The 22,801-nt window shown below is 35.3% G+C and carries 20 protein-coding genes and 1 riboswitch; of the genes, 2 read left to right on the plus strand and 18 right to left on the minus strand.

Annotated elements, in window-relative coordinates; all coding sequences use genetic code 11:
• Nucleotides 1-266 precede the first annotated feature (266 nt).
• Nucleotides 267-686: a DUF2507 domain-containing protein gene (locus D1606_RS08400; protein WP_119415561.1), complete on the plus strand. Its 420-nt coding sequence runs from the start codon at nucleotides 267-269 to the stop codon at nucleotides 684-686.
• A gap of 193 nt (nucleotides 687-879) precedes the next feature.
• Here the strand turns inward: D1606_RS08400 and D1606_RS08405 are convergent, their stop codons facing one another.
• The 13 genes from D1606_RS08405 to zapA form a co-directional block, all read right to left on the minus strand.
• Nucleotides 880-2,112 (minus strand): aspartate kinase, encoded by a 1,233-nt coding sequence (locus D1606_RS08405; RefSeq protein ID WP_119415562.1) that lies wholly within the window; start codon nucleotides 2,110-2,112, stop codon nucleotides 880-882.
• Between the two features lie 123 nt (nucleotides 2,113-2,235).
• Nucleotides 2,236-2,419, minus strand: a riboswitch (Lysine riboswitch).
• 43 nt (nucleotides 2,420-2,462) lie between these two features.
• Entirely contained in the window at nucleotides 2,463-4,253 is a 1,791-nt protein-coding gene (gene uvrC, locus D1606_RS08410; RefSeq protein WP_119415563.1) for an excinuclease ABC subunit UvrC, read from the minus strand.
• A 66-nt stretch (nucleotides 4,254-4,319) separates the two neighbouring features.
• Entirely contained in the window at nucleotides 4,320-4,634 is a 315-nt protein-coding gene (gene trxA / locus D1606_RS08415; protein WP_102691131.1) for a thioredoxin, read from the minus strand.
• A 155-nt stretch (nucleotides 4,635-4,789) separates the two neighbouring features.
• The gene (locus D1606_RS08420; RefSeq protein ID WP_119415564.1) at nucleotides 4,790-5,764 is read right to left on the minus strand and encodes an electron transfer flavoprotein subunit alpha/FixB family protein; all 975 of its coding nucleotides are present in this window, start codon (nucleotides 5,762-5,764) and stop codon (nucleotides 4,790-4,792) included.
• Nucleotides 5,765-5,795: 31 nt separating this feature from the next.
• The gene (locus tag D1606_RS08425; protein WP_119415565.1) at nucleotides 5,796-6,569 is read right to left on the minus strand and encodes an electron transfer flavoprotein subunit beta/FixA family protein; all 774 of its coding nucleotides are present in this window, start codon (nucleotides 6,567-6,569) and stop codon (nucleotides 5,796-5,798) included.
• Between the two features lie 21 nt (nucleotides 6,570-6,590).
• Nucleotides 6,591-7,364, minus strand: a complete 774-nt coding sequence (locus tag D1606_RS08430) for an enoyl-CoA hydratase (RefSeq protein WP_119415566.1) — start codon at nucleotides 7,362-7,364, stop codon at nucleotides 6,591-6,593.
• Between the two features lie 65 nt (nucleotides 7,365-7,429).
• Nucleotides 7,430-8,014: a fatty acid metabolism transcriptional regulator FadR gene (locus D1606_RS08435; protein WP_119415567.1), complete on the minus strand. Its 585-nt coding sequence runs from the start codon at nucleotides 8,012-8,014 to the stop codon at nucleotides 7,430-7,432.
• A gap of 96 nt (nucleotides 8,015-8,110) precedes the next feature.
• Nucleotides 8,111-9,799 carry an AMP-binding protein gene (locus tag D1606_RS08440; RefSeq protein WP_119415568.1) on the minus strand — a complete coding sequence of 563 codons (1,689 nt, stop codon included), beginning with the start codon at nucleotides 9,797-9,799 and terminating at the stop codon, nucleotides 8,111-8,113.
• Between the two features lie 351 nt (nucleotides 9,800-10,150).
• The gene (locus D1606_RS08445) at nucleotides 10,151-10,564 is read right to left on the minus strand and encodes a DUF350 domain-containing protein (RefSeq protein WP_119415569.1); all 414 of its coding nucleotides are present in this window, start codon (nucleotides 10,562-10,564) and stop codon (nucleotides 10,151-10,153) included.
• 27 nt (nucleotides 10,565-10,591) lie between these two features.
• Nucleotides 10,592-12,958, minus strand: coding sequence for an endonuclease MutS2 (locus D1606_RS08450; RefSeq protein WP_119415570.1), 2,367 nt, complete (start codon nucleotides 12,956-12,958; stop codon nucleotides 10,592-10,594).
• A 12-nt stretch (nucleotides 12,959-12,970) separates the two neighbouring features.
• On the minus strand, nucleotides 12,971-14,674 hold the full coding sequence (polX, locus tag D1606_RS08455; protein ID WP_199670700.1) for a DNA polymerase/3'-5' exonuclease PolX: 1,704 nt from the start codon (nucleotides 14,672-14,674) through the stop codon (nucleotides 12,971-12,973).
• Between the two features lie 53 nt (nucleotides 14,675-14,727).
• Nucleotides 14,728-15,267 carry a CvpA family protein gene (locus D1606_RS08460; RefSeq protein ID WP_119415572.1) on the minus strand — a complete coding sequence of 180 codons (540 nt, stop codon included), beginning with the start codon at nucleotides 15,265-15,267 and terminating at the stop codon, nucleotides 14,728-14,730.
• Nucleotides 15,260-15,532 carry a cell division protein ZapA gene (gene zapA / locus D1606_RS08465; protein ID WP_119415573.1) on the minus strand — a complete coding sequence of 91 codons (273 nt, stop codon included), beginning with the start codon at nucleotides 15,530-15,532 and terminating at the stop codon, nucleotides 15,260-15,262. Before zapA ends, D1606_RS08460 begins: the two co-directional genes overlap by 8 nt.
• Before the next feature lie 87 nt (nucleotides 15,533-15,619).
• On the opposite strand from zapA, the gene rnhC reads away from it, so the two are divergent.
• Nucleotides 15,620-16,555 (plus strand): ribonuclease HIII, encoded by a 936-nt coding sequence (gene rnhC / locus D1606_RS08470; RefSeq protein ID WP_119415574.1) that lies wholly within the window; start codon nucleotides 15,620-15,622, stop codon nucleotides 16,553-16,555.
• Between the two features lie 186 nt (nucleotides 16,556-16,741).
• On the opposite strand, the gene D1606_RS08475 is transcribed toward rnhC, so the two are convergent.
• From D1606_RS08475 to D1606_RS08495, 5 genes are read right to left on the minus strand one after another with little or no spacing between them, the layout of a single operon-like run.
• Entirely contained in the window at nucleotides 16,742-18,532 is a 1,791-nt protein-coding gene (locus D1606_RS08475) for an oligopeptide ABC transporter substrate-binding protein (RefSeq protein WP_119415575.1), read from the minus strand.
• An 18-nt stretch (nucleotides 18,533-18,550) separates the two neighbouring features.
• On the minus strand, nucleotides 18,551-19,465 hold the full coding sequence (locus tag D1606_RS08480; protein WP_119415576.1) for an ABC transporter permease: 915 nt from the start codon (nucleotides 19,463-19,465) through the stop codon (nucleotides 18,551-18,553).
• Nucleotides 19,466-19,502: 37 nt separating this feature from the next.
• A complete protein-coding gene (gene opp4B, locus D1606_RS08485) occupies nucleotides 19,503-20,465 on the minus strand; it encodes an oligopeptide ABC transporter permease (protein ID WP_119415577.1) in 963 nt (320 codons plus the stop codon).
• The gene (locus D1606_RS08490; protein ID WP_119415578.1) at nucleotides 20,446-21,417 is read right to left on the minus strand and encodes an ABC transporter ATP-binding protein; all 972 of its coding nucleotides are present in this window, start codon (nucleotides 21,415-21,417) and stop codon (nucleotides 20,446-20,448) included. The genes opp4B and D1606_RS08490 overlap by 20 nt, the downstream gene beginning before the upstream one ends.
• Complete coding sequence (locus tag D1606_RS08495; RefSeq protein WP_369973779.1) at nucleotides 21,414-22,460, minus strand: ABC transporter ATP-binding protein; 1,047 nt, start codon at nucleotides 22,458-22,460, stop codon at nucleotides 21,414-21,416. The genes D1606_RS08490 and D1606_RS08495 overlap by 4 nt, the downstream gene beginning before the upstream one ends.
• Nucleotides 22,461-22,801: the final 341 nt, after the last annotated feature.

Here is a 22,801-nt window from a genome sequence, read left to right on the forward strand (position 1 = left end):
CCCCCCTTAGTACTTGGAAACAAGATGTCAATTTTTTGCCACGTTTTTGTAACCGGACATCTATTGACTGCTTGTTTCATAATGGTACAATATTATGACAAGTTTATTGTACTCTCATACCACAATAGCGTCAAGGAATCATGAACTTTTTATATAAGTAGTTCTTGTCTAGATTATTCTTAAATAAGTAGAGATTTCCTACTTGGCATTTGATATTTCTTTTTTAGAAATAATATAGGCAAAAAAATATGAAAGAAGGACCTTCAATGTCTACTCAACAAAAGCATGAAATAACACAATTTGGATATGAATTAATCCGTGATCACGTACTATCTTCTATTTTGGGCAAAAATGAAGAAGATATTCTATATTGGAGCGGAAAAGAATTAGCCCGGAAATTTCCACTCTATGAATTAGAAGAAGCAATCCCTTTCTTCCATGAAGCTGGTTGGGGAGATTTGACTATCGATAAGGTTTCCGCAAGTGAAGCATTTTGTACTTTAACTGGTGATCCAGAGATTCTTAAATTTGACCAACGTTGTTTTCGTCTAGAAGCGGGTTTTTTAGCTCAAAACCAACAAAAATGTAGTGGCTTTTTAACGGAATGCTATGAAGAGAAAAAAGTTAAGCAAGGTCAAGTCAAATTCCATATTAAATGGGACTTAAAAGATAAAATAGAAGAATAATAGATTAATACCACTTAGAAGATTAGCATGTCTTTAAAATCTTATATTACATAATAATCTAAGTATACGTCGGGTATTCAAAAAAATATTACTCTCTCATTGAATATTAGTGAGAGAGTCTTTTTATGCAAAAGGACTCCACTAAAACTATTTTTGTGAAGTCCTTTTAACTTATCTATACATTTCTTTTTTATTATTGTGCAACCTTTTCTTTTAATGAAAGACCAAATTCCTCATGTAGTGCATTCGCAGCTTTTAACATATCTTCTTGTGGTACTACAACTGATACTTTTATTTCAGAAGTACTTACCATTTTTACTGGTATACCTTCACGATATAAACGGTCGAACATGGAAGCTGCTACACCTGGATTTGATACCATACCTGATCCTACAATTGAAACTTTTGCTAGTTCGCCTTCGTAATCTATATGATCATATCCAAGGATATCTTTATGTTCAGATAGAACTTGTAATGTATCTTGTAAATTTTCTTTTTTTACTGAAAATGATACAGATGGTTGTGTTCCTTGAATAATCGTTTGAACAATAATATCAACATTGACATGATTTTTTGCTAATGTTGTAAAAATATTAGCTAACGAACCATTATAGGCCTCTTTATAATATACTGTTAAACGAATAATATCCGGTTCAAACGCAACACCACGTACTACTAAATCTTTTTCCACTTCGATTTCCTCCTTCAAGATTGTACCTTCAACATCCTCGTAACTCGAACGAACAGACATAGGAATGTTGTGATTTTTTGCTACTTCGACAGATCGTGGATGTAAGACACCTGCTCCTAGGTTCGCTAGTTCAAGCATTTCGTCATAAGACAATTCCTTTAACTTTCTAGCACCTTTTACAAATCGTGGATCACTCGTATAAACACCATCAACATCTGTATAAATATCACAACGTTCGGCATTTAACGCTGAAGCAATAGCAACTGCAGTCGTATCTGAACCACCACGTCCAAGCGTAGTAATATTTCCTTCGTCATCTATCCCCTGGAAGCCAGCAACGACAGCCACTTCCCCTGCTTTTAACGCATCATTGACTGCTTTTGGCTTTATGTTCTCGATTCTCGCGTTACTTGGTACATGTTCTGTAACAATACCTGCTTGCCAGCCAGTAAATGATTTTGCCTCGATTCCTAACTTATGTAATGCAATTGATAACAATGAAATCGTCACTTGTTCTCCAGTGGTCAACAATACATCCATTTCCCTCTTTGAAGGTGATTCGGAAATTTCGTGGGCCATATCCACAAGTTGATCCGTTGTTTTACCCATTGCTGATACGACAACGACAATGTCATATCCATTTTGTTTCTCACGCTGAATGCGCTTAGCAACATGCATAATTCTTTCTGTTGTTGCAACGGAAGTTCCGCCAAATTTCACTACTAAAGTACTCATCAAAACGCTCCCCCTACATCAGAATGTGTGGGCGACTTTCACAATGACTTCTAATGAAAAAAGAGCAGCTCTTCACATAAAGTGAATAGGCTGCTCTTAGCATGCACGTTCAAAAGAACATTCATGTGAGATAGCCCTCCAGAATCTATTTTCGACTCTGACAATTCTACATTTCTTCAATGTAGAACCAGCAGCAAGTTGGAATTAGCAAACTTGCAACTTCGGCGGCTTCCCCTTTCACCGACTTTCAAAGAATCTAATCATCCTCCGGTCGGGTACTATTGAAATCCGCGCCTCTATCATCACTAAATCAGTGATTTTTAATTGGTGACACTAAGATACCATATCATTTACTTCCCTTGCAATCGTTTTTCCGAAAAAAAGTCAATTATTGTCTGAGCTAGTTTTTTAGGTACACCAGCTTTTTGCAATTCATCAAAAGTTGCTTTTTTAATCTTATTAATCGATCCAAAATGTTTTAGTAATTGTTGTTTCCTTTTTGGGCCTACTCCTGGAATCTCATCTAAAATAGATGTAATAGCATTTTTTTCATGTAATTGTCTATGGAATGTAATTGCAAATCTATGCACTTCATCTTGGACACGCTGTAATAGATAAAACGCTTCACTAGTTCGTTTTAATGGAATAATCTCAGGCGGATTTCCATAAAGCAATTGAGACGTTTGATGCTTATCATCTTTTGCCAATCCAGCTATTGGTATATCTAGCCCTAGCTCATCTTCCAAAATTTCTCTGGCCACTTCCATCTGACCTTTCCCTCCATCAGTCACCAGTAAGTCTGGAAGTGGTAAACCTTCTTTTAAAACTCTCGAATAACGCCGACGAATAACTTCTCTCATTGCACCATAATCATCATGTGCATTTGCATTTTGGATTTTAAATTTACGGTATTCTTTTTTACTAGGTTTACCATCTATAAAGACAACCATGGCTGAAACAGTATCAGCCCCGAAAATATGCGAGTTATCAAACGCTTCAATTCGTAGTGGAGTAGCAATATTCATCGCATCACCTAGTTGTTCACAAGCACCCACTGTTCTTTGTTCTTGTCTCTCGATTAGTTGGAATTTTTCTGAAATTGCTATTTGAGCATTTTTTGATGCTAGATCAAGCAATTCCTTCTTATTTCCTCTTTGTGGTTGTAACACGTTGATATCTAAGACTTGTTGCAACATATCTCCTTCAATTTCTTTGGGAATAAGAATTTCTTTCGGTTTAATATGTTCCGCCTTTTCATAAAATTGGCCTACAAAAGTTAGAAACTCATCTTCCGGTTCACCATATGAAGGAAATAAAGATACATCTCGTTCAATAAGTTTTCCTTGTCTTACAAAAAATACTTGGACACACATCCATCCCTTATCTACCGCATAGCCAAATACATCTCTATTGGTAAAATCAGTTGTCGTAATTTTTTGTCTTTCCATTACAGACTCGATATGAGCTATTTGATCTCGATATTCTTTTGCACGCTCAAAATCTAGCTGTTCAGAAGCAGCTAACATTTTTTTCTGTAATTCTTCTTTAACCTTTGCGTGGCCACCATTTAAGAAATTCACAATCTCCTGAACCATATCATCGTATACCTTTTTTTCTATATCTTTTATACAAGGGGCTAGGCATTGACCGATATGGTAATACAAGCAAACACGATTAGGAAGGGTTTGGCATTTTCGTAAAGGATATAAGCGATCAAGCAATTTTTTAGTTTCATTTGCTGCATAGACATTTGGATATGGTCCAAAGTATTTGCCTTTGTCTTTTTTAACTTTCCGAACTGTCAATAATCGTGGGTGTTTTTCGTTTGTGATTTTGATATAAGGATATGTTTTATCATCCTTTAACATGATGTTGTATTTTGGATCATGTAATTTTATCAAATTTAGTTCGAGCAAAAAGGCTTCTTTATTTGAGGAAGTTACAATGTATTCGAAATCTTCAATTTCACTAACAAGTCGTTGTGTTTTACCATTATGCGTTCCAGTAAAGTATGAACGTACTCTATTTTTAAGTACTTTTGCCTTTCCCACGTAAATGATAGTACCTTGTCGATCTTTCATTAAATAGCATCCTGGTTGGTCAGGTAAGATAGATAGCTTTTGTTTGATTAAATCATTCATCAAATCACCTCTAAAAAAAACCGGGTACCTAGTAGGAACCCGGTTTCGTTTATAACCCAAAAAAACTTACGCGTGTTTTTGGATGAATTCAGCTAATGCTTCTTTTGGTTGGAAACCAACAGTTTTATCAACTTGTTCGCCATCTTTGAACAATAATAGTGTTGGGATTGACATAATACCAAATTGGCTAGCAGTTTCTTGGTTTTGGTCAACATCTACTTTTACAATGTTCACTTTACCAGCTAATTCCTGATCAAGTTCTTCTAGTACTGGAGCGATCATTTTACATGGTCCACACCAAGTTGCCCAGAAGTCTACTAATACTAATCCATTTGCAATATCATTTGAAAATGTTGCGTCTGTTGAATGTACAATTGCCATTTTTATATTTCCTCCTTAATACTATATGTATCGGTAGTGTAGCATAAAAGAAATTATGAGGCGACTGTTCTGCTCACTATTGCACTATTTTAACATAATATTTTGTTTTAATAAAAATTAAAGCTCTGCAAAAGTTCACAGAGCTTTTCGAATCATTATTTTACAGCAACACTTTTGAATTCTTCGATCAACATTGGTACGACTTCAAATAAGTCTCCAACTATCCCGTAATCTGCTACTTTGAAAATATTAGCTTCAGGGTCTTTGTTAATCGCTACGATGATTTTTGAATTAGACATACCTGCTAAATGTTGGATTGCTCCAGAGATTCCGCAAGCAATATATAAATCTGGAGTTACGACTTTTCCAGTTTGACCAATTTGCAATGAATAATCGCAATAATCTGCATCACATGCACCACGTGAAGCACCTACAGCGCCGCCTAAAACTTTTGCTAATTCTTGTAATGGAGCAAAGCCTTCAGCACTTTTAACACCTCGGCCACCAGATACCACTACTTTTGCTTCAGATAAATCTACTCCATCTGTAGTTTTACGTACTACTTCTTTAATAACAGTACGTAAATTTGTAATATCTACTGATATACTAGAAACTTCACCTGAACGAGACTCGTCTTTTTCAAGTGGCGCAATGTTATTTGGACGAATTGTGATAAATACTAAGCCATCCTTTACCTTTACTTTTTCAAATGCTTTACCTGAGTAAATTGGACGGATAAATAAAGCATCATCACCTTCACCCTCAATTGCTGTCACATCTGAGATTAATCCACTTTGTAATTTACTTGCAATCTTCGGTGACAAGTCTTTACCAAGTGCTGTATGACCAAACACAATAGCATCTGGCTTTTCTGCATCTGCTACTGCAACAAATGCTTGGCTAAAGCCATCAGATGTGTATTGTTTTAAATGAGGATGTTCCACAGTCACAATACGATCAGCACCATATTGAATCAGTTCTGCACTTAAAGTTTCTACTGCATCTCCAATTAGAACGCCAACTACTTCACCGCCATCAGCAATTGTTTTTGCAGATGCAATTGCTTCAAACGAAACATTTCTTAAAGTTCCTTCACGTACTTCACTTAAAACTAGTACTTTTTTTGACATACGATTTCCTCCTCAGCAATATTAAATCAGCTTATATAACTTTTGCTTCTGAATGTAGTAATTGAACAAGTTCTTTTACTTGGTCTTGCAATTCACCTTGAAGCACGCGACCAGCTTCTTTTTGAGCTGGTAAGAAGATTTCTACTGTTTCTGTTTTTGCTTCAACGTCATCTTCATCAATGTCTAAATCATCTAATTCTAGTTCTTCTAATGGTTTTTTCTTAGCTTTCATGATTCCAGGTAAAGACGGATAACGAGGTTCGTTTAAACCTTGTTGTGCTGTTACTAATAATGGTAACGAAGATTCAATCACTTCTGAATCACCTTCTACATCTCGCACAAGTTTAACAGTATCACCATCGATATCTAAGTCTGTAATTGTAGTAACATAATTGATATCTAATAATTCAGCAACACGTGGACCTACTTGACCAGATCCACCATCTATTGCAACATTACCAGCTATAATCAGGTCTGCTTCTTTGTCTTTTAAGTATTCGGCTAAAATATATGCTACAGAGAATTGATCTAAATCTTCTACATCTTCTTCTGCATTGATTAGTACTGCTTTATCGGCACCCATTGCTAAGGCTGTGCGAAGTTGTTTTTCAGCGTCTTCTCCGCCAATTGTAACAACTGTCACTTCTCCACCTTGTGCATCACGGATTTGAATGGCTTCCTCAATTGCATATTCATCGTAAGGATTGATGATAAATTCTGCACCGTCTTCTTGAATAACGCCACCGTTTAATACGATTTTCTCTTCAGTGTCAAAAGTTCGTTTTACTAATACATAAATATTCATATAACTAACCTCCCAATACTTTTATTGACCTTTAAAAACAGGCTCTCTTTTTTCGATAAATGCTTGGATTCCTTCTTTCGCATCTTCTGTTGCAAAAACTTTTCCAAATCCTTCAGCTTCAGCAGAGATCCCTTCATAGAAAGATGCGGGTTTTGTAAATTGCAGTAGTTCGATTGCTGTTTTTAAAGCAATTGGACTTTTCTTTGCAATTTTCTTAGCAGTTTTAAGTGCTTCTTCTAATAAGGACTCTTCGGGTACCGCTCGATTCGCAAGCCCCCATTTTACAGCCTCAATACCAGATATAGGATCACTAGTGAACATCATTTCTGCCGCTTTTGCTGCACCAACATAACGTGGTAAGCGCTGTGTGCCACCAAACCCTGGTACTAGACCTAGCTGTAATTCAGGTAAACCTAATTTCGCTGTCTCACTTACGTATCTAAAATGACAGCTCATTGCAAGTTCAAGCCCTCCACCTAAAGCCGCACCATGAATTGCTGCTATGATTGGTTTAGGAAAGGCTTCCAGTTTTTCGAAGACATCTTGTCCTCTAGTTGATAATGTTGAAAAAGCATCAACTGTTGAAAATTCAGTAAATTCTTTTATATCTGCTCCAGCTGAAAAGAACCTACCTTCCCCATGTAACAAAACTACTCGTATATCTGGATCATTTTCAACTGTATCTAAAAGACGATTTACTTCCTCAACTAGTCCGCTAGATAAAGCGTTTGCAGGTGGACGATTAATCGTCACAATAGCAACACCTTCATCCACTCTATAATTTAGATATTCCATTCCCTATTTCCTCCTTTGTGAAAAAATATGTATGTGGCAAAGTTGTGACACTTTGCCACCTTTTATTACCCCTTTTGAATCCCTTTTTGTAAAATCTGATGAACGCGTGGTGCCATTTCAACTAAATCATATTTTTGCTCTTTCATTACCCAAGTTGTAGATACTTCATCTATCGTTCCAAAAATCACTTGTCTTGTTAAACGAATATCAATATTCTCTTGAAACTCTCCATCTTCAATACCCTTTTGTAATATTTCGTCAAGCAATTTTAAATATCCTTTTAAAATACTATTAATTTTCAAACGAAGTTCTTTATTGGATTGACGAAGTTCTAATTGAGTAACAACTGCTAAATGATGATCATTCGATAGCACCTTAAAATGTCCTTCAATCATTCGATAGAGCATTTCAGAAGCTGAATTACTATCATTAATAATTTCCCGCAAGTTATCAACAAAAACTGACATTTTCTCTTGAAAAACAGATATCAAAATATCCTCTTTGTTTTTGAAATATAGATAAATTGTTCCATCAGCTACACCTGCTTGTTTCGCAATCTTGGAAACTTGTGCCTGGTGATAACCATTTTCCGCTATTGCGATGACAGCAGCGTCAATAATCTGTTTGTATTTAGGCTTGTTTTTTTTCAATCTGATCACCACCGGTTTTTTAAAAATATGAATGACCATTCATTCATATTTTTATAATATATTTTCAGCCGGAGGATGTCAAGCATCGTACAATTTTTAGTTTAACTGTTCTTGTTTTGCTTTTTCTTCTTCCACTAAAGATCTACGTAAAATCTTTCCTACAGCTGTTTTAGGAAGTTCTGAACGAAACTCATATATTCTTGGGACTTTATATGCCGCTAAATTTGCACGACAATATTCATTGAACTCATCTTCGGTTACTTGATAACCTTCTTTTAATACAATATATGCTTTTACTGTTTCACCGCGATATGGATCTGGTACACCTGCAACAACACATTCTTGTACCGCATCATGCTCATATAAAACTTCTTCTATTTCACGTGGATATATATTAAAGCCACCAGCAATTATGATATCCTTTTTCCGATCAACCACGAAGAAATACCCGTTTTCATCCATATAGCCTAAATCACCTGTTAGTAACCAGCCATTACGTAAAGTCATCTCTGTATCCTCAGGACGATTCCAGTATCCTTTCATCACTTGTGGGCCTTTTACTGCAATTTCACCCACTTCACCTACAGGCAACTGTTCTAATGTATCTGTCTTAAAAATAGCCGCATCTGTATCTGGCCATGGAACACCTATAGAACCTTTTACACGTTCTCCATACCATAAGAAATTGGCATGTGTTACCGGTGAAGATTCTGTTAATCCGTATCCTTCTACCAATTTTCCTCCAGTAACTTTTTCGAATTTTTCTTGTACTTCAACAGGTAATGAAGCTGATCCACTTATACATGCTTTAATAGATGAGAGATCATATTTATCAATATCTGGATGATTCAGGAGGCCAATATATAATGTTGGTGCACCAGGGAACAGAGTAGCTTTTTGTTTTTGAATGGCTTTTAACGTATCTGTTGCATTAAATTTAGGCATTAACACCATTTTATCTTTACGCATTACTGATAGTAGTAAAACAGTTGTCATACCATACACATGGAAAAATGGTAATACCCCCATAATTACTTCTTCACCAGGTGTACATTCAGACATCCAGACACTGCACATTTGTACGTTGGCCACTAGGTTTTTATGCGTCAACATAACGCCTTTCGGAAAACCTGTTGTACCTCCAGTATACTGAAGTAACGCAATATCATCTTCATTGTTGGTTGAAACTTCAACCTTTTTCACTTGGCCAATCTTCATAATTTCAGTAAAAAGATGATTCATGCCACTATGCTCAACTGTCACTTTAAAACCATATTCCTTTTTTTGAACAAAAGGATACAACAGATTTTTCGGGAATGGTAAATAATCTTTTATGCCCGTTACAATTATATTTTCTAAATCTGTATTCTTTTGCACTTTCATAATACGAGGATAAAGTATATCTAATGTAACAATTGCCTTAGCACCTGAATCTTTAAGTTGATATTCTACCTCCCTTTCAGTATAAAGTGGGTTTGTCTGAACCACAGTACCCCCAGCATATAAGATACCGTAATAAGCTATAACACTTTGCGGACAGTTTGGCAGCATAATTGCTACGCGATCCCCTTTTTCGATGCCAATTTTCACTAAATAATTTGCAAACTTTAATGAGGATTCATATAACTCTTGATAAGTTAATTCTTTACCAAGAAAGTGAATCGCAATTTTCGTAGGAGTTTTTTCTACAGCCCTCGTCAAATATTCCTGTAATGGAATTTCCTCGTATTCCATTGTTGTAGGAATATTTGGAGGATAGTTCTTTAACCAAATTTTTTCGGTCAATTGATACGCCTCCTTTACCATGCAAAATTTTAGAATATTGCTAATTTTAATTATAAGGAAAATAGGGAGCGCTTTCAATTAATATTCACTAATTTTACGTTTTTTCTAGAAATTAATTGATTAATAGAGAATTTAATTAACATATCATCTTTATCATTTAAAGAATAGCTTTAAAATAAAAAGCTAGGCTCGCATCTAATTTGAGCCTAGCTTTTTATATATTAATCTATAATTACATCGTCTAACTGGCTTTTAGTTCATCATTAAATAGACAATTCCTGTAATAATGAAAAGGCCACATACCACCATTAAAACTTTTGCTAAAGTTTCCATTTGAACTCTCCTAAACTGCTAAGAAATACTTGCACCTATCACAAATGATAAACCAACTGAAATTGTAAAGGAAATAAAACCAACAGATTTATTATCCTGTTCAATTTCCTCATCAATATTAAATGTTGGTGTCAAAAATTCAAAAAGAATATAAGCGAAGATCAGTAAGATAAATCCAAACAATCCCCAACCAATCATTTCTATCAATGAATTGTGTCTCTCGATCGAATAACGGAATATATTACACACCCCTAAGATTTTACCGCCAGTTGCTAAGGCCACAGCGATATTGCCGTTCTTTATTTCTTGCCAGTTTTTATATTTTGTAACTAGCTCAAATATTACCATTGATACAACGAGGCATAGTACAACAATACTGAAATAGCCTGCTGTCTCAACAATTGGATGATGCCAAAAGCTACTTAGCAACATAAAATCCCCCACTTCCATAATTCTCTATTATTTCAATTCCACAACGGTAACACCATATCCGCCTTCCCCAGCTTCACCGTAACGGTATGATTTCACTCGTTTATGTCGTTTTAGTAATGCTTGGATTCCTTGTCGAAGAGCACCTGTACCCTTACCATGAATAATGGATACACGATTATAGTTAGACAATAATGCATCATCTAAATATTTTTCAGTACGGATCATTGCATCTTCATAGCGTTCTCCTCGTAAATCTAATTCCAATTTCACATAAGAATCACGATTTCGAACATTGGCAACTGATACTGTATCTTTCACTTTTTCAGGTTTCACATATTCTAAATCAGATTCTTCGAGCTTCATCTTCAAAATACCAATTTGAACAATCCATTCTTTATCTGAAACTTTTTCTAGTAATGTTCCTTTTTGACCGTAGCTTAGTACTTTAACTTCATCGCCCTTTTGCAAGTTGATAGCACGAGCATTTGCTTGGCGTTGTTTTTTCAAAATGCGATTTTCTTCAGGAGCAGCTTCTTCTAGTTTTTTACGTGCTTCAATGATTTCATGTTCTTTAACAACTTTGTTTGCATTTAAACGCATTTTATGAAGTTCATCGATTACTTCTTCTGCTTCTCGTTTTGCATCCTCAACAATTTTGCGAGCTTTTTCTTTTGCTTTTTTAGCAAGCTCTTCTTTGTTTTCTTCATATTCTTTTAGCTTTTTATCAAGTTCTGCTTGTAATTTTTCGGCCTCTTCTAATAATTGATGAGAGCGTTCTGCATCAGCTTCGGAACGACGACGACTTTCTTCAAGAGAAGCAATCATCGATTCGACTTCATGTCGATCTGTACCTGTGAAAGATTTGGCACTATTAATAATATGCTCTGGTAATCCTAGTCGAGTTGAAATTTCAAAAGCATTACTGCGTCCTGGGACACCAATTAGTAAACGGTAAGTTGGGCTAAGTGTTTCAATATCAAATTCAACACTGGCATTAATAACACCTTCACGATTATAGCCATATGCCTTAAGTTCGGGATAGTGTGTTGTTGCCATAACACGAGCACCTCGTCCATGAACTTCGTCTAAGATAGATATTGCAAGCGCTGCACCTTCTTGAGGGTCAGTACCTGCGCCTAATTCATCGAATAAGATTAATGAACGCTCATCAAACTTTTGAAGGATATCTACAATATTCACCATATGACTAGAGAATGTAGATAAACTTTGTTCGATGGATTGTTCGTCACCAATATCAGCAAATACTTCTGTAAATACAGATAACTCCGATCCATCTAATGCAGGTACAGGAATTCCAGCCTGCGCCATTAAAGTACATAAGCCTACTGTTTTTAAAGTAACTGTTTTACCACCAGTATTTGGACCAGTAATAACAATTGCTGTAATATCACGACCAAACTCGATATCATTGGCTACTGCTTCGTCTATTGGCAATAAAGGATGACGTGCTTTTCCTAATTTAAGATAACCTTCATCATTCATAATAGGCATTGTACATTTGTTGGCCTGTCCATATTTTGCTTTGGCCAATATAACATCAATTTCACCTAATAACTGAACTAGTTCGAATAACGAGTGTGCAACCTCTTGAACCAAAGCCGAAAGATGAAGCAATATTTTTTGAATTTCTACTTTTTCTTTTGCCTTTAGACGGTGAATTTCATTATTAGCTTGAACTACAGCATCAGGCTCAATATAAAGTGTTTGTCCTGATGCAGATTGGTCATGTACGATACCGCCATAGTGTCCTCGGTATTCTTGCTTTACAGGAATTACAAAACGATCGTTACGAATAGTAATGATTGAGTCAGAAAGCATTTTAGAAGCGTTGCTACCTCGAGTTAAACTTGCCAACTTTTCACGTACACGGCCTTCTTGCGCACGTAATTGTTGACGAATTGAGCGTAATTCAGAACTTGCAGAATCCATGACTGCTGCATTTTCATCAATACAAGAATTAATCTCATGTTGTAATCCAGTGAGCACAGGAATATCATTTTTCTTTTGTATAAAATGCGGAATTTGAATCACATCTTCATCTTCAATAACTTCGATAAATTCACGGAAGATGCGACTCGCACGAATGGTACTTGAGATTTCCATCAATTCTTGAGGACTCAACATACCACCAATTTGTGCACGTTTTGCATGAGGGCGAATATCGAATATTCCTCCCATCGGCACAGATCCTTTTACGCGTAAAATAGATAACCCTTCATCCATTTCATCTAATAATTTCTTCACTGTTGCTAAATCTGTTTCAGGTACTAATTTTTCAATTGCTGATGTACCGATAGAACATGTACAATAAGTTGCCACTTGGGCACGTACCTTATCAAACTCTAGTGTTTTTAGTGCGCGTTCTGCAATCACTTAAAACACCTCCTATTTTTTCTCTAAAAAATTCACAAAATCATTGAATGACCATGTGTTTACGATATTTTCTTTTTTCAACCAAGCTTTTTGAGCGTATTTTGTCCCAATTTCCATATAACGTAATTGCTCGATTGCATGAGCATCTGTATTAATCGCAATAGGAACACCCGCATTTGCAGCCATTTCTAAATGCTCTACACAAAGATCCAGTCGATACGGATTTGCATTTAACTCTAAAATTTTACCATATTCTTTCGCCCATGCAATAAGTTGAGGTATATCAGGATTATACCCATCACGTTGACCAATCACACGCCCCGTTGGATGTGCAATCATATCGACATGAGGATTTTTCATCGCATTATGCAATCGCTCCATGATTTTCTCTTGGGGTTGTGAAAAGCTAGAATGAATTGATGCAATCACAAAATCCAATTCAGCCATTACATCATCTTCAAAATCAAGCGAACCATCTGGTAATATATCCATTTCAGTTCCCGCTAATAATCGGAAATCTGGATGTTTTTCATTGAAGGACCAAATTTCTTTTCGTTGCTCGATTAATCGCTCTGGTGTAAGACCATTCGCTACTTTTAGATATTGGGAATGATCTGTTATGACTGCATATTGATAACCTTTTGCTATTAAAGCTTCCCCCATCTCACGAACTGCATTCGCACCATCTGACCAAGTCGTATGCATATGCAAATCAGATTTAATATCACTAAGTTGCACTAGATTTGGTATATCATCAAGACGTTCAAATTCGTGAGTACCTGCCCGTACAGTTGGAGGGATAAAAGGCAAATCAAAATGTGCAAAGAAATCCTTTTCAGTATTAAAAGTTAAAATAGATCCATCTTGCTGTTCTACACCATATTCACTGATTTTCTCGCCACGCTCTTTAGCGATTTGTCGCATTCGAACATTATGTTCCTTTGAACCAGTAAAGTGATGAAGCGCTGTTGCATATTCAGCCTGTGATACTAAGCGAAAGTCAACATTCACATCTTCTGTTTGTAACGTGACAGATACTTTCGTGTCTCCAGCCGCAATGATTTCTTTTACAGCCAATTTAGACAATAATGCTTCCTTCACTACTTCCGGCTTACTTGTTGCAATGATAAAGTCAACATCCTTACTTTGTTCTTTTACACGTCTAAAACTACCAGCTACAGAAGATTGTTGAATCTCCGGTATCTGTTCTAGGATCTCCTCAATTCCAGAGACAACTTCTTCTAATAACCATACAGGATGAAACTCTGCTCTTTTGCCAAAAGATTCTAGCTCTTTTAGTATCTTTTCTTCTGTTTTTTTACCAAATCCAGATAGTGCTGAAACTTTTCCATCTTCACAAGCTTCTTTTAAACTTTCTGCTGAGTCCACTCCAAGTTCTTGATAAAGTTTTGCTATCTTTTTCCCACCTAAACCTGGCAATTTTAACAATGGTGGCAAGCCTTTTGGAACTTCATTTTCCAATTGTAGCAGCACTTCAGATTGTCCATTTTCTAACAAATCATGAATAACAGCTGCTGTTCCTTTACCGATACCCTTTATAGCTGTAATATCTTCAATCTCATCTATACTTCGTGTGTCCGCTTCTAATGCTGCAGCAGCTTTTCTGAATGCAGATATTTTAAATGGGTTAACGCCTTGAAGTTCTAAATAGAGTGCTATTTTCTCAAGCGTGTTAATAATTATTTTTTTATTCATCATTTACCTCCTAATCGACAAAAGACTTCTCTCTATAGAGAGAAGTCTATCATTTACTTCATATAAACAAACCATAGATTTTGGAATGTTTTAGAAATTATAGGTGTATAATCTAGTATTAATGTCGTTAAAAATGAGCTATCTACGTATTTTTGAATACTAGCTAATGGTAACAAAGCTAATACATAAAGTACGATAAAAATAAGTAAGTAAGCTTCAATAACTCCAAAAAGTCCACCTAATATCCGATTTAAGCCACCTAGAATTGGGATATGTCTTAAAAAATCAAATAATGATGCGAAAATTTGTATAGCAAATTTCACAACAAAGAAGATCAATGCAAATGCTAGCAACTGATAAAAAGTCTGGCTTAAATCTAATTGCTCTACTGCAAATTTTAATGTAGTATTTTCATCAACGGAAGGATATGGAATCCATAACACTAATTTTTCCGCTAATGGCTTATAATATAAATAAGCTACAATAATAGAGATCAAAAAGCCAGCCATTTGGATTAGTTGTACGATTAACCCCCTTCTAGCACCGCTTACTAATCCAACAAGTAATAATATAATTATGATTAAATCAACCATTCACTTCATCCTTTAATTTTTTCAATTGTGATTCTAGTAATTCTACTTGTTTTTTTAATTTCAAGTAATCATTTACTGCATTACAGGCAGTAAGGACGGCTAATTTGGCACTGTCGAGGCTTGGGTTTGCTCGCTTAATCATACGCATTTGTTCATCAACACTTGCTGCTACAAATCGCATATGTCCTGGAGACTCTATTCCAACTATATTATATGTTTGACCATAGATTTCAACTGAAACTTTATTTTTTTGTTGCTCTGACAAAGCCGTAACCTCCTTCAAAGTCCTATTTCTTATGATAGCATGAAGTGTCTAAGTTGTGAATAATTTGAGAAGAAAGGAATATTAAATATGTCTAATATTGTCATTAAGTTAACTACAAAGGTACAAAAAGAAGTTATGAACTATTATTCTCAAAATATTATCGAACGAAAGGCTCCTGGCGTTATTTTTGCTGCAAAACTACCAGATTGCGCCATTACTGCCTATTCATCTGGTAAAGTCATGTTCCAAGGTAGCGGTTGTGAACGTGAAGCCAATCATTGGAAGTCACAAGCTGAAGACACACCTTCTATGACGTCATCTAAAGGTGATTCGTTGCCTAAAAACTTGTCCTCTTTATCTGTATTGGGTTCTGACGAAACTGGAACCGGAGATTATTTTGGTCCAATAACTGTAGCAGCTGTCTATGTACCACAAGACAAAATTGAATTGGTAAAAGAATTAGGTGTTAAAGATTCAAAAATGCTATCCGATGAATACATGCTCAAAATAGCACCAGATTTAAAAGCGACACTTCCTAATTGTGTATTAACACTCCCTAACGAAAAGTATAATGAAGTTCAAAAAAAGGGATTTTCCCAAGGAAAGATGAAAGCCTTACTTCATAACCAAGCACTTCGAAAAGTTCTCAATGAAATTGAGCCAGAAAGACCAGCTCACGTACTTATCGATCAATTTGCTGAAAGAAATACCTACTATAATTATATAAAAAATGAAAAAGAAATCGTATCAGAAAATGTGTTATTTGCAACAAAAGCTGAACAAATCCATGTTGCTGTCGCTGCTGCATCCATTCTAGCTCGCTGTGCTTTCTTACACGAAATGGACAAACTAAGCAAAAAAATCGGTATCTCATTGCCAAAAGGTGCCGGCCATCAAGTAGATGAAGTTGCAGCAAAAATATTATTAGCTCAAGGGGAAGATACCCTTTACAGTGTCACAAAATGGCATTTTGCAAATACCCAAAAAGCTTCGCGTATTGCATCTAAAAAACGTTTTAGATAAAGTAAACCTAAATTCAGAAGACATAACGATACTCAAATAACTTCAACTTTTACTGAGTATATCGTAATCATATTGCAAGAATATAACTAAATCATGATAATTCAATGACTTAAAGTAACAACGAAAAAGTGCTAATGGAAATAAAATCCACTAGCACTTTTTTCTTAAAGGTAAATAACTGTTAAATTATTTCACTGGTTCGTCAGCTACTAATTCAAGGTCTTGTAATTCAGTTTCATTTAAATAATCTATATTGTAGTTTTTCACACGTTTGTTAACTGGAATGATTTCAGTACGGAAGTACATTGGAATCGTAGTAGCTTGTTCACTCATGTATTCTTGCCATGCTCTGAATGCTTTACCACGATATTCTGAATCCATTGCTTCCTTAGAATCTATATCTGATAATAATTTTGTTAGATCATCCGAAACGAAACGGCTGAAGTTAAATTGAGCTTCTTTTCCGTATAATCCTACAGGTGATGGATTAGTACCTGTACCCCATGCAGCCATGAACATATCGATATCTTTATCATCCGCTTGTACTTTATCATAGAAACTGTTGAATTCTATCAGACGGCCAGTTGATAGTTCCACTTTTAGGCCAACATCTTTCCAATTTTGAATATAGAATTGAATAATTTTTTCATCTTTATCAGAACCCGACATCGCTGCTAGTTTGATAGAGAACTCTTTACCATCTGGATCTTCTACATAACCATCATTATTAGTATCTTTGTAACCTGCTTCTTCTAATAATTTTTTCGCTTGTTTCGGATCATATTTGTAGCCCTCTAATGAATCATCATAGAAGCTAGAGAATACTGGTGGAATTAAAGAATTAGCACGTGTACGTAATCCTTCATAATATACATCTGATACTTGTTCAATATCCATTGCATATGCAACCGCTTTGCGTAGATTCACGTTATTCATCTTCGCAGTATCATTCATCACACTTACGCCTTCTTTAGTATCGTATTTACCTAGTTTAAAGCCTACATAAGAATAAGCTAACTCTGGACGACCTAAGATTGTAGTATTTGACGCATCTTTAATAGCAGAATAATCATTTGCTGGGTAATTCTTCACAACATCATATTTACCTGCTTTAATAGCAGCTGCAGAAGATGATGATGGTACAACTTCTACTACAACACTATCAAGTTTAGGTTTTCCTTTGAAATAATTTGGATTGGCTTTAAATTTTACAGATTCACCTTTTACAATATTATCGATAACAAATGCACCCACTGTTACTGGATTTTTACGAACTGCATCTGATTTAATTAAATCTTTGATTTTGATATCTTTTAATTGGTGTTTTGGTGCAGCATAACCCCAAAGGCCATCACCGCCAGAGTAGATTGCTGGTGAAACTTTTTTGAATGAAATTTCCATTGTATAATCATCCACTTTTTTGATACCAGAAATCTCTTTTGCTTTGCCATCATGATATTCTTTAGCCCCAACGATATTTTGGAAGTCTGCATCATAACGAACTCCAGTATAATCCTTATCAGCGATAATATAGTAAGGGTAAATAACGTCATCAATTGTAAATGGCTTACCATCTGACCATTTAACATCTTTTTTAATTGTTACAGTTGCTTTGTTTGCATCCTCATCTACTTTAAGTTGTCCTAGACCTGTATCAGCAATTAAAAAGTCTTCTTTTGTATCAAAAATTGAATTTGAGGCGTAATCCAGAATATCCTTATCATTTCCATCTTCATATAACTCCCAGTTAAAAATCCCTTGGAATGGTGAATCTGTCACTAAGCCGACTTTTAATGTTCCTCCTTCAATCGAATCACCATCATTTTTTGCCTCAAAAGGTAATTTACTTGTATCTACCTTTTCCTTTTTAGTATCTTCTCCTTTGCTTTTATCTTTAGAATCTGATCCTCCACATGCAGCTAGTGCCAACATTAATACACATACTAAAGATAGTAAAAGCCATTTCTTTTTCTTCATCCAATCTCCTCCTCTTTTTTATCCTATTCTTTGTTTTGCATCTGCTGAACGACGTAATGCCTGCCCAACATAATTTATTCCTAACATCAATACTAAAATTAGCATAGATGCTGGTAACCATACCCACCACTTTTCAGCTAAGACTGTTTGGTTAAATGCAGAACTGACAAGTGTGCCTAAACTTGGCGTAGATTCAGGTAAACCAAAACCTAAGAATGAAAGACCTGTTTCAATCCCTACATTTCCTGCAAAGTTTAATGTCATTTCTACAATTAAGATAGAACTTAAATTTGGCACAATGCCCTTCAACATAATGGCAAAATCGCTTGTCCCCATAGTTTTAGAAGCATTAACATAATCTCGTTTTGACTCAGATAATGTCTTACTTCGTACTAGCCTTGCTGTTCCAACCCACATAAATGCACTCAATATTAAGACGAAAGATGTAACATTATATTTTGGAATGATTGTCACAAAAACGATGACAATCATCATAGTTGGTAAAGTCATGACAAAATCAACTAAGCGCATTAGAATATTATCGACTATGCCACCATAATAGCCTGCTAAAATTCCTACACCTATTCCAAGAATTCCAGTAATGATCGTAATCGCAATTGCGATAATCAGAGAATTCCTTGCCCCAATGACCAATTGGCCTAATACATCACTACCACCTTGATCAGCACCTAATATAAAACCATTTTCACCTGGTCTTGCAAATTCATCTAGTAAACTAATTTTCATCAGTTCCTCTTGATTGATAAAAGGTGCCCAAATAATAGAGCCAAATATAATTACAAACAATATAAGAAGTGAAAACATAGCTAATTTATCTTTTTTAAATTCACGCCAGATAACACGCCATCCCGTGACGGGCAAACTTGATGCTTCCACTTCTCTATCTGGACTCTTTTCTAACACTTTTTCCATATTAGATTCACCCCTCTTTTTCTAATATTTTTGTAGTTTATTCGATTCGAATACGTGGATCAACAATGCTTAAAATAATATCCGATAACAAACTACCTAATAATGTTAAGAATCCATATAGCATAATAAGTGTTGTAATAACGCTATAGTCACGGGCCATTATCGAGTCGATAAATAATTTCCCCATACCTGGATATCCAAAAATGGTCTCTATAAAAAACGATCCACCTAGTAATCCAGTAATGGTAAAACCTAGGAATGCAGCGATTGGCAATAGCGAATTTCGAAAAATGTGGCGTGAATATACTTTTTTCATCGGAATTCCCTTACTTCTTGCAGTTTTTACATAATCCTGTAATTGTGCATCTATAATTTCTGATCGTAGATATTGAATAATAGCTGTTGTACCAAGTACAGCATATGTAATTGCAGGTAGTAGAAGATGGTATATAATGCTCCAATAATAACCAAGTGTTCCCGCCTTTTCTTCTACATCTTTTGTTCCTGAAGTAGGAAACCACTGTAATTTGTAGCCGAAAACATAGACGAAAATCAAACCTAATACAAATGTTGGAATCGCATAGCTAATAAAGCTATACAATACGATTGTTTTATCTTTTAATGAGTTTTGATAACGTCCTGCTATAACACCTAATGGAATTGCAATAAGATACACTAAGAAAACACTTAATAAAGATAACCAAAGTGTATTTAATCCTCTATCACCAATAAGAGAAGCTACGCTCACTTTAAACGTATAACTATCACCAAAATCGCCTTGGAACATATTAACAATCCAATTCCAATATTGAACGTATACCGGATCATTTAATCCTGCCAATTCTCGTAATTCCTCAATACGATTTGGATCGGTTTGTGGTGTTATCAATCCCGAAAAAGGATCACCTGGCATAAATTGAGCTAAGATGAATATAAAAATACTTAAAACAAATAGTTGCGGTATCATGATTAAAAAGCGTCTAGCTATTGTTTTCCACACTTTCGTAACCTCCTTTCTCAATGCTCCCTATTGCAACAGAATGATTAGAGGAAACACTACTAAGCGGATATACCTTACCATCTTCATCGTAGTATTTATGTTGTTCTTTTTTATAGTCAACTTCTACTTGTCGTCGCTTATGTTTTCTTTCCAAGCGTGATTCGGGTGCAATATTCGGAATTGCGGACAATAAACGCTTGGTATAAATATGCCGTGGATCTTTAAATATCTCATTTTTACTTCCAGTTTCAACAAAGCGCCCTTTATACATGATAGAAATATGATCACACATATGACGGACAACCCCTAAGTCATGAGAAATAAATAAGTAGCTCAAACCATATTCGTTTTGAATATCCTTCATAAAGTTCAATACTTGGGCTTGTACAGAAAGATCCAGAGCTGACACTGGTTCATCTGCTATTATCATTTTAGGATTACAAGCAACTGCCCTCGCAATACCAAGACGTTGACGTTGACCACCTGAAAACTGATGAGGATACTTGTACATTGCTTCTTCTGACATTCCGACAATTTCTAGTAGTTCAATAATACGTTTACGTTCCTCTTGAACTGTCATATTCATAAAATTACGAATAGGCTCTGCAATAATATCAAGCACACGTTTTCTCGGATTCATACTTGACTGTGAATCCTGGAAGATCATTTGAATATCTCTGTTATAAGCACTATCACGCTTACGGCGTTGGTGCGTTACGTCTTCACCTTCATAAATTATTTTTCCAGAAGTAATTTTCTCTAGTCCAATAATTGCTTTACCAGTTGTCGATTTACCTGAACCTGACTCTCCAACTAATCCATATGTCTTTCCTTTTTCAAATTCCATAGATACGCCATCTACTGCATATACATGATCAATCACTGTATTAAAAAAGCCACCGCGAATTGGATAGTGCACACATAAATCTTTTACTTCCATAAAGCTACTCATAGATGGCTTCCTCCTTTCTCCCCATCGAAATGAAAGTTCTTCCAACAGGTACATCTGACAAAGTGCCCTGGAGAAATTTCATGAAGCTGCGGTTCTTTTTCATGTTTACTTTCATCAATCCACGGAATTCGAGGTGAGAAACGGCAGCCGTGTTTGGATAGCTTTGTCAATGTTGGCACGATTCCCTGTATTACTTCTAGTTTTTCACTTTCTCTTTCTACTTGAGGAATAGAATTTAACAATGAACGAGTATATGGATGCTTTGGATTATTAAATAATTCCTGTACGGATGCAATCTCAATAATTTGTCCTGCATACATCACTGCTACTCGATCTGCTACTTCAGCTACAACTCCCAAATCGTGAGTAATTAGAATAATTCCTGCGTTTGTTTCTGCTTGTAAATCTAATAATAAGTCTAGGATTTGGGCTTGAATTGTTACATCAAGTGCAGTAGTAGGCTCGTCTGCAATCATTATTTTAGGCTTACATGCAATCGCGATTGCAATCATGACACGTTGTCTCATGCCACCTGATAATTGGTGTGAAAACTGTCTCGCTACGCGTTTTGGATTGATAATTCCTACTTGATCTAAAAGCTCAAGCACTCTTTTCTTTCGTTGTTGTTCATCCAGCTTTGTATGAAAAAACAAGGACTCTTCAATTTGATCCCCTATTCTCATTAAAGGATTCAATGCGGAAAGTGGATCCTGGAAGATAAACCCTATATCATTTCCACGAATCTTATTTAAATCATCCTCTTTAAGCTTCACAATATTACTTCCGTTATATAGGATTTCTCCAGTTACCTTTGTATTTAATGGATTATGCAAACCTACAATGGAAGTTGCTAATGTACTTTTACCACAGCCAGATTCTCCAACAATAGCTAGAACTTCATTTTCCTTTAGTGATAGTGAAACATCATCTACAGCATCGTAGTAACTGTCCTTTATTCTGAAACTAGTGCGCAAATGATTGATTTTGAGTATTTCATTTGAGGATTTCAAATTGTTTGCTAGTACTTCTTCTGAGGTTTTCAAATATATGCCCTCCCTTAATAATTTGAATATTAAAAATATTAAAGTTGAACCAATAAACATTATGTAGAGAACAATCGACATATTTCGTTTTTCTAAATATATTATTTTTACTAAAATAACATAAAATAGAATTTTGTCTATCTTTTTATTACAATATTCTGAAATTTTTATATATTATAAGTATATCAATATATAACATTAAGGTCTGACAACATTTTTATCCATTATAGCATACTGATATTAATTATCAATAATATTTTACTATTTATTTACATTAATAGAATTGCTTTGTATATCATATTATATATTCAAGTAATTTATGTGAAAAATATTACATAAAC

It is taken from the genome of Rummeliibacillus sp. POC4 (assembly GCF_003576525.1).
Taxonomy (GTDB): Bacteria; Bacillota; Bacilli; order Bacillales_A; family Planococcaceae; genus Rummeliibacillus.

Coding starts and splice junctions, on each gene's coding strand:
- D1606_RS08400 (WP_119415561.1), top strand. CDS start 267: ATGTCTACTCAACAAAAGCATGAAATAACACAATTTGGATATGAATTA.
- D1606_RS08405 (WP_119415562.1), bottom strand. CDS start 2,112: ATGAGTACTTTAGTAGTGAAATTTGGCGGAACTTCCGTTGCAACAACA.
- uvrC (WP_119415563.1), bottom strand. CDS start 4,253: ATGAATGATTTAATCAAACAAAAGCTATCTATCTTACCTGACCAACCA.
- trxA (WP_102691131.1), bottom strand. CDS start 4,634: ATGGCAATTGTACATTCAACAGACGCAACATTTTCAAATGATATTGCA.
- D1606_RS08420 (WP_119415564.1), bottom strand. CDS start 5,764: ATGTCAAAAAAAGTACTAGTTTTAAGTGAAGTACGTGAAGGAACTTTA.
- D1606_RS08425 (WP_119415565.1), bottom strand. CDS start 6,569: ATGAATATTTATGTATTAGTAAAACGAACTTTTGACACTGAAGAGAAA.
- D1606_RS08430 (WP_119415566.1), bottom strand. CDS start 7,364: ATGGAATATCTAAATTATAGAGTGGATGAAGGTGTTGCTATTGTGACG.
- D1606_RS08445 (WP_119415569.1), bottom strand. CDS start 10,564: ATGTTGCTAAGTAGCTTTTGGCATCATCCAATTGTTGAGACAGCAGGC.
- polX (WP_199670700.1), bottom strand. CDS start 14,674: ATGAATAAAAAAATAATTATTAACACGCTTGAGAAAATAGCACTCTAT.
- D1606_RS08460 (WP_119415572.1), bottom strand. CDS start 15,267: ATGGTTGATTTAATCATAATTATATTATTACTTGTTGGATTAGTAAGC.
- rnhC (WP_119415574.1), top strand. CDS start 15,620: ATGTCTAATATTGTCATTAAGTTAACTACAAAGGTACAAAAAGAAGTT.
- D1606_RS08475 (WP_119415575.1), bottom strand. CDS start 18,532: ATGAAGAAAAAGAAATGGCTTTTACTATCTTTAGTATGTGTATTAATG.
- D1606_RS08480 (WP_119415576.1), bottom strand. CDS start 19,465: ATGGAAAAAGTGTTAGAAAAGAGTCCAGATAGAGAAGTGGAAGCATCA.
- D1606_RS08490 (WP_119415578.1), bottom strand. CDS start 21,417: ATGAGTAGCTTTATGGAAGTAAAAGATTTATGTGTGCACTATCCAATT.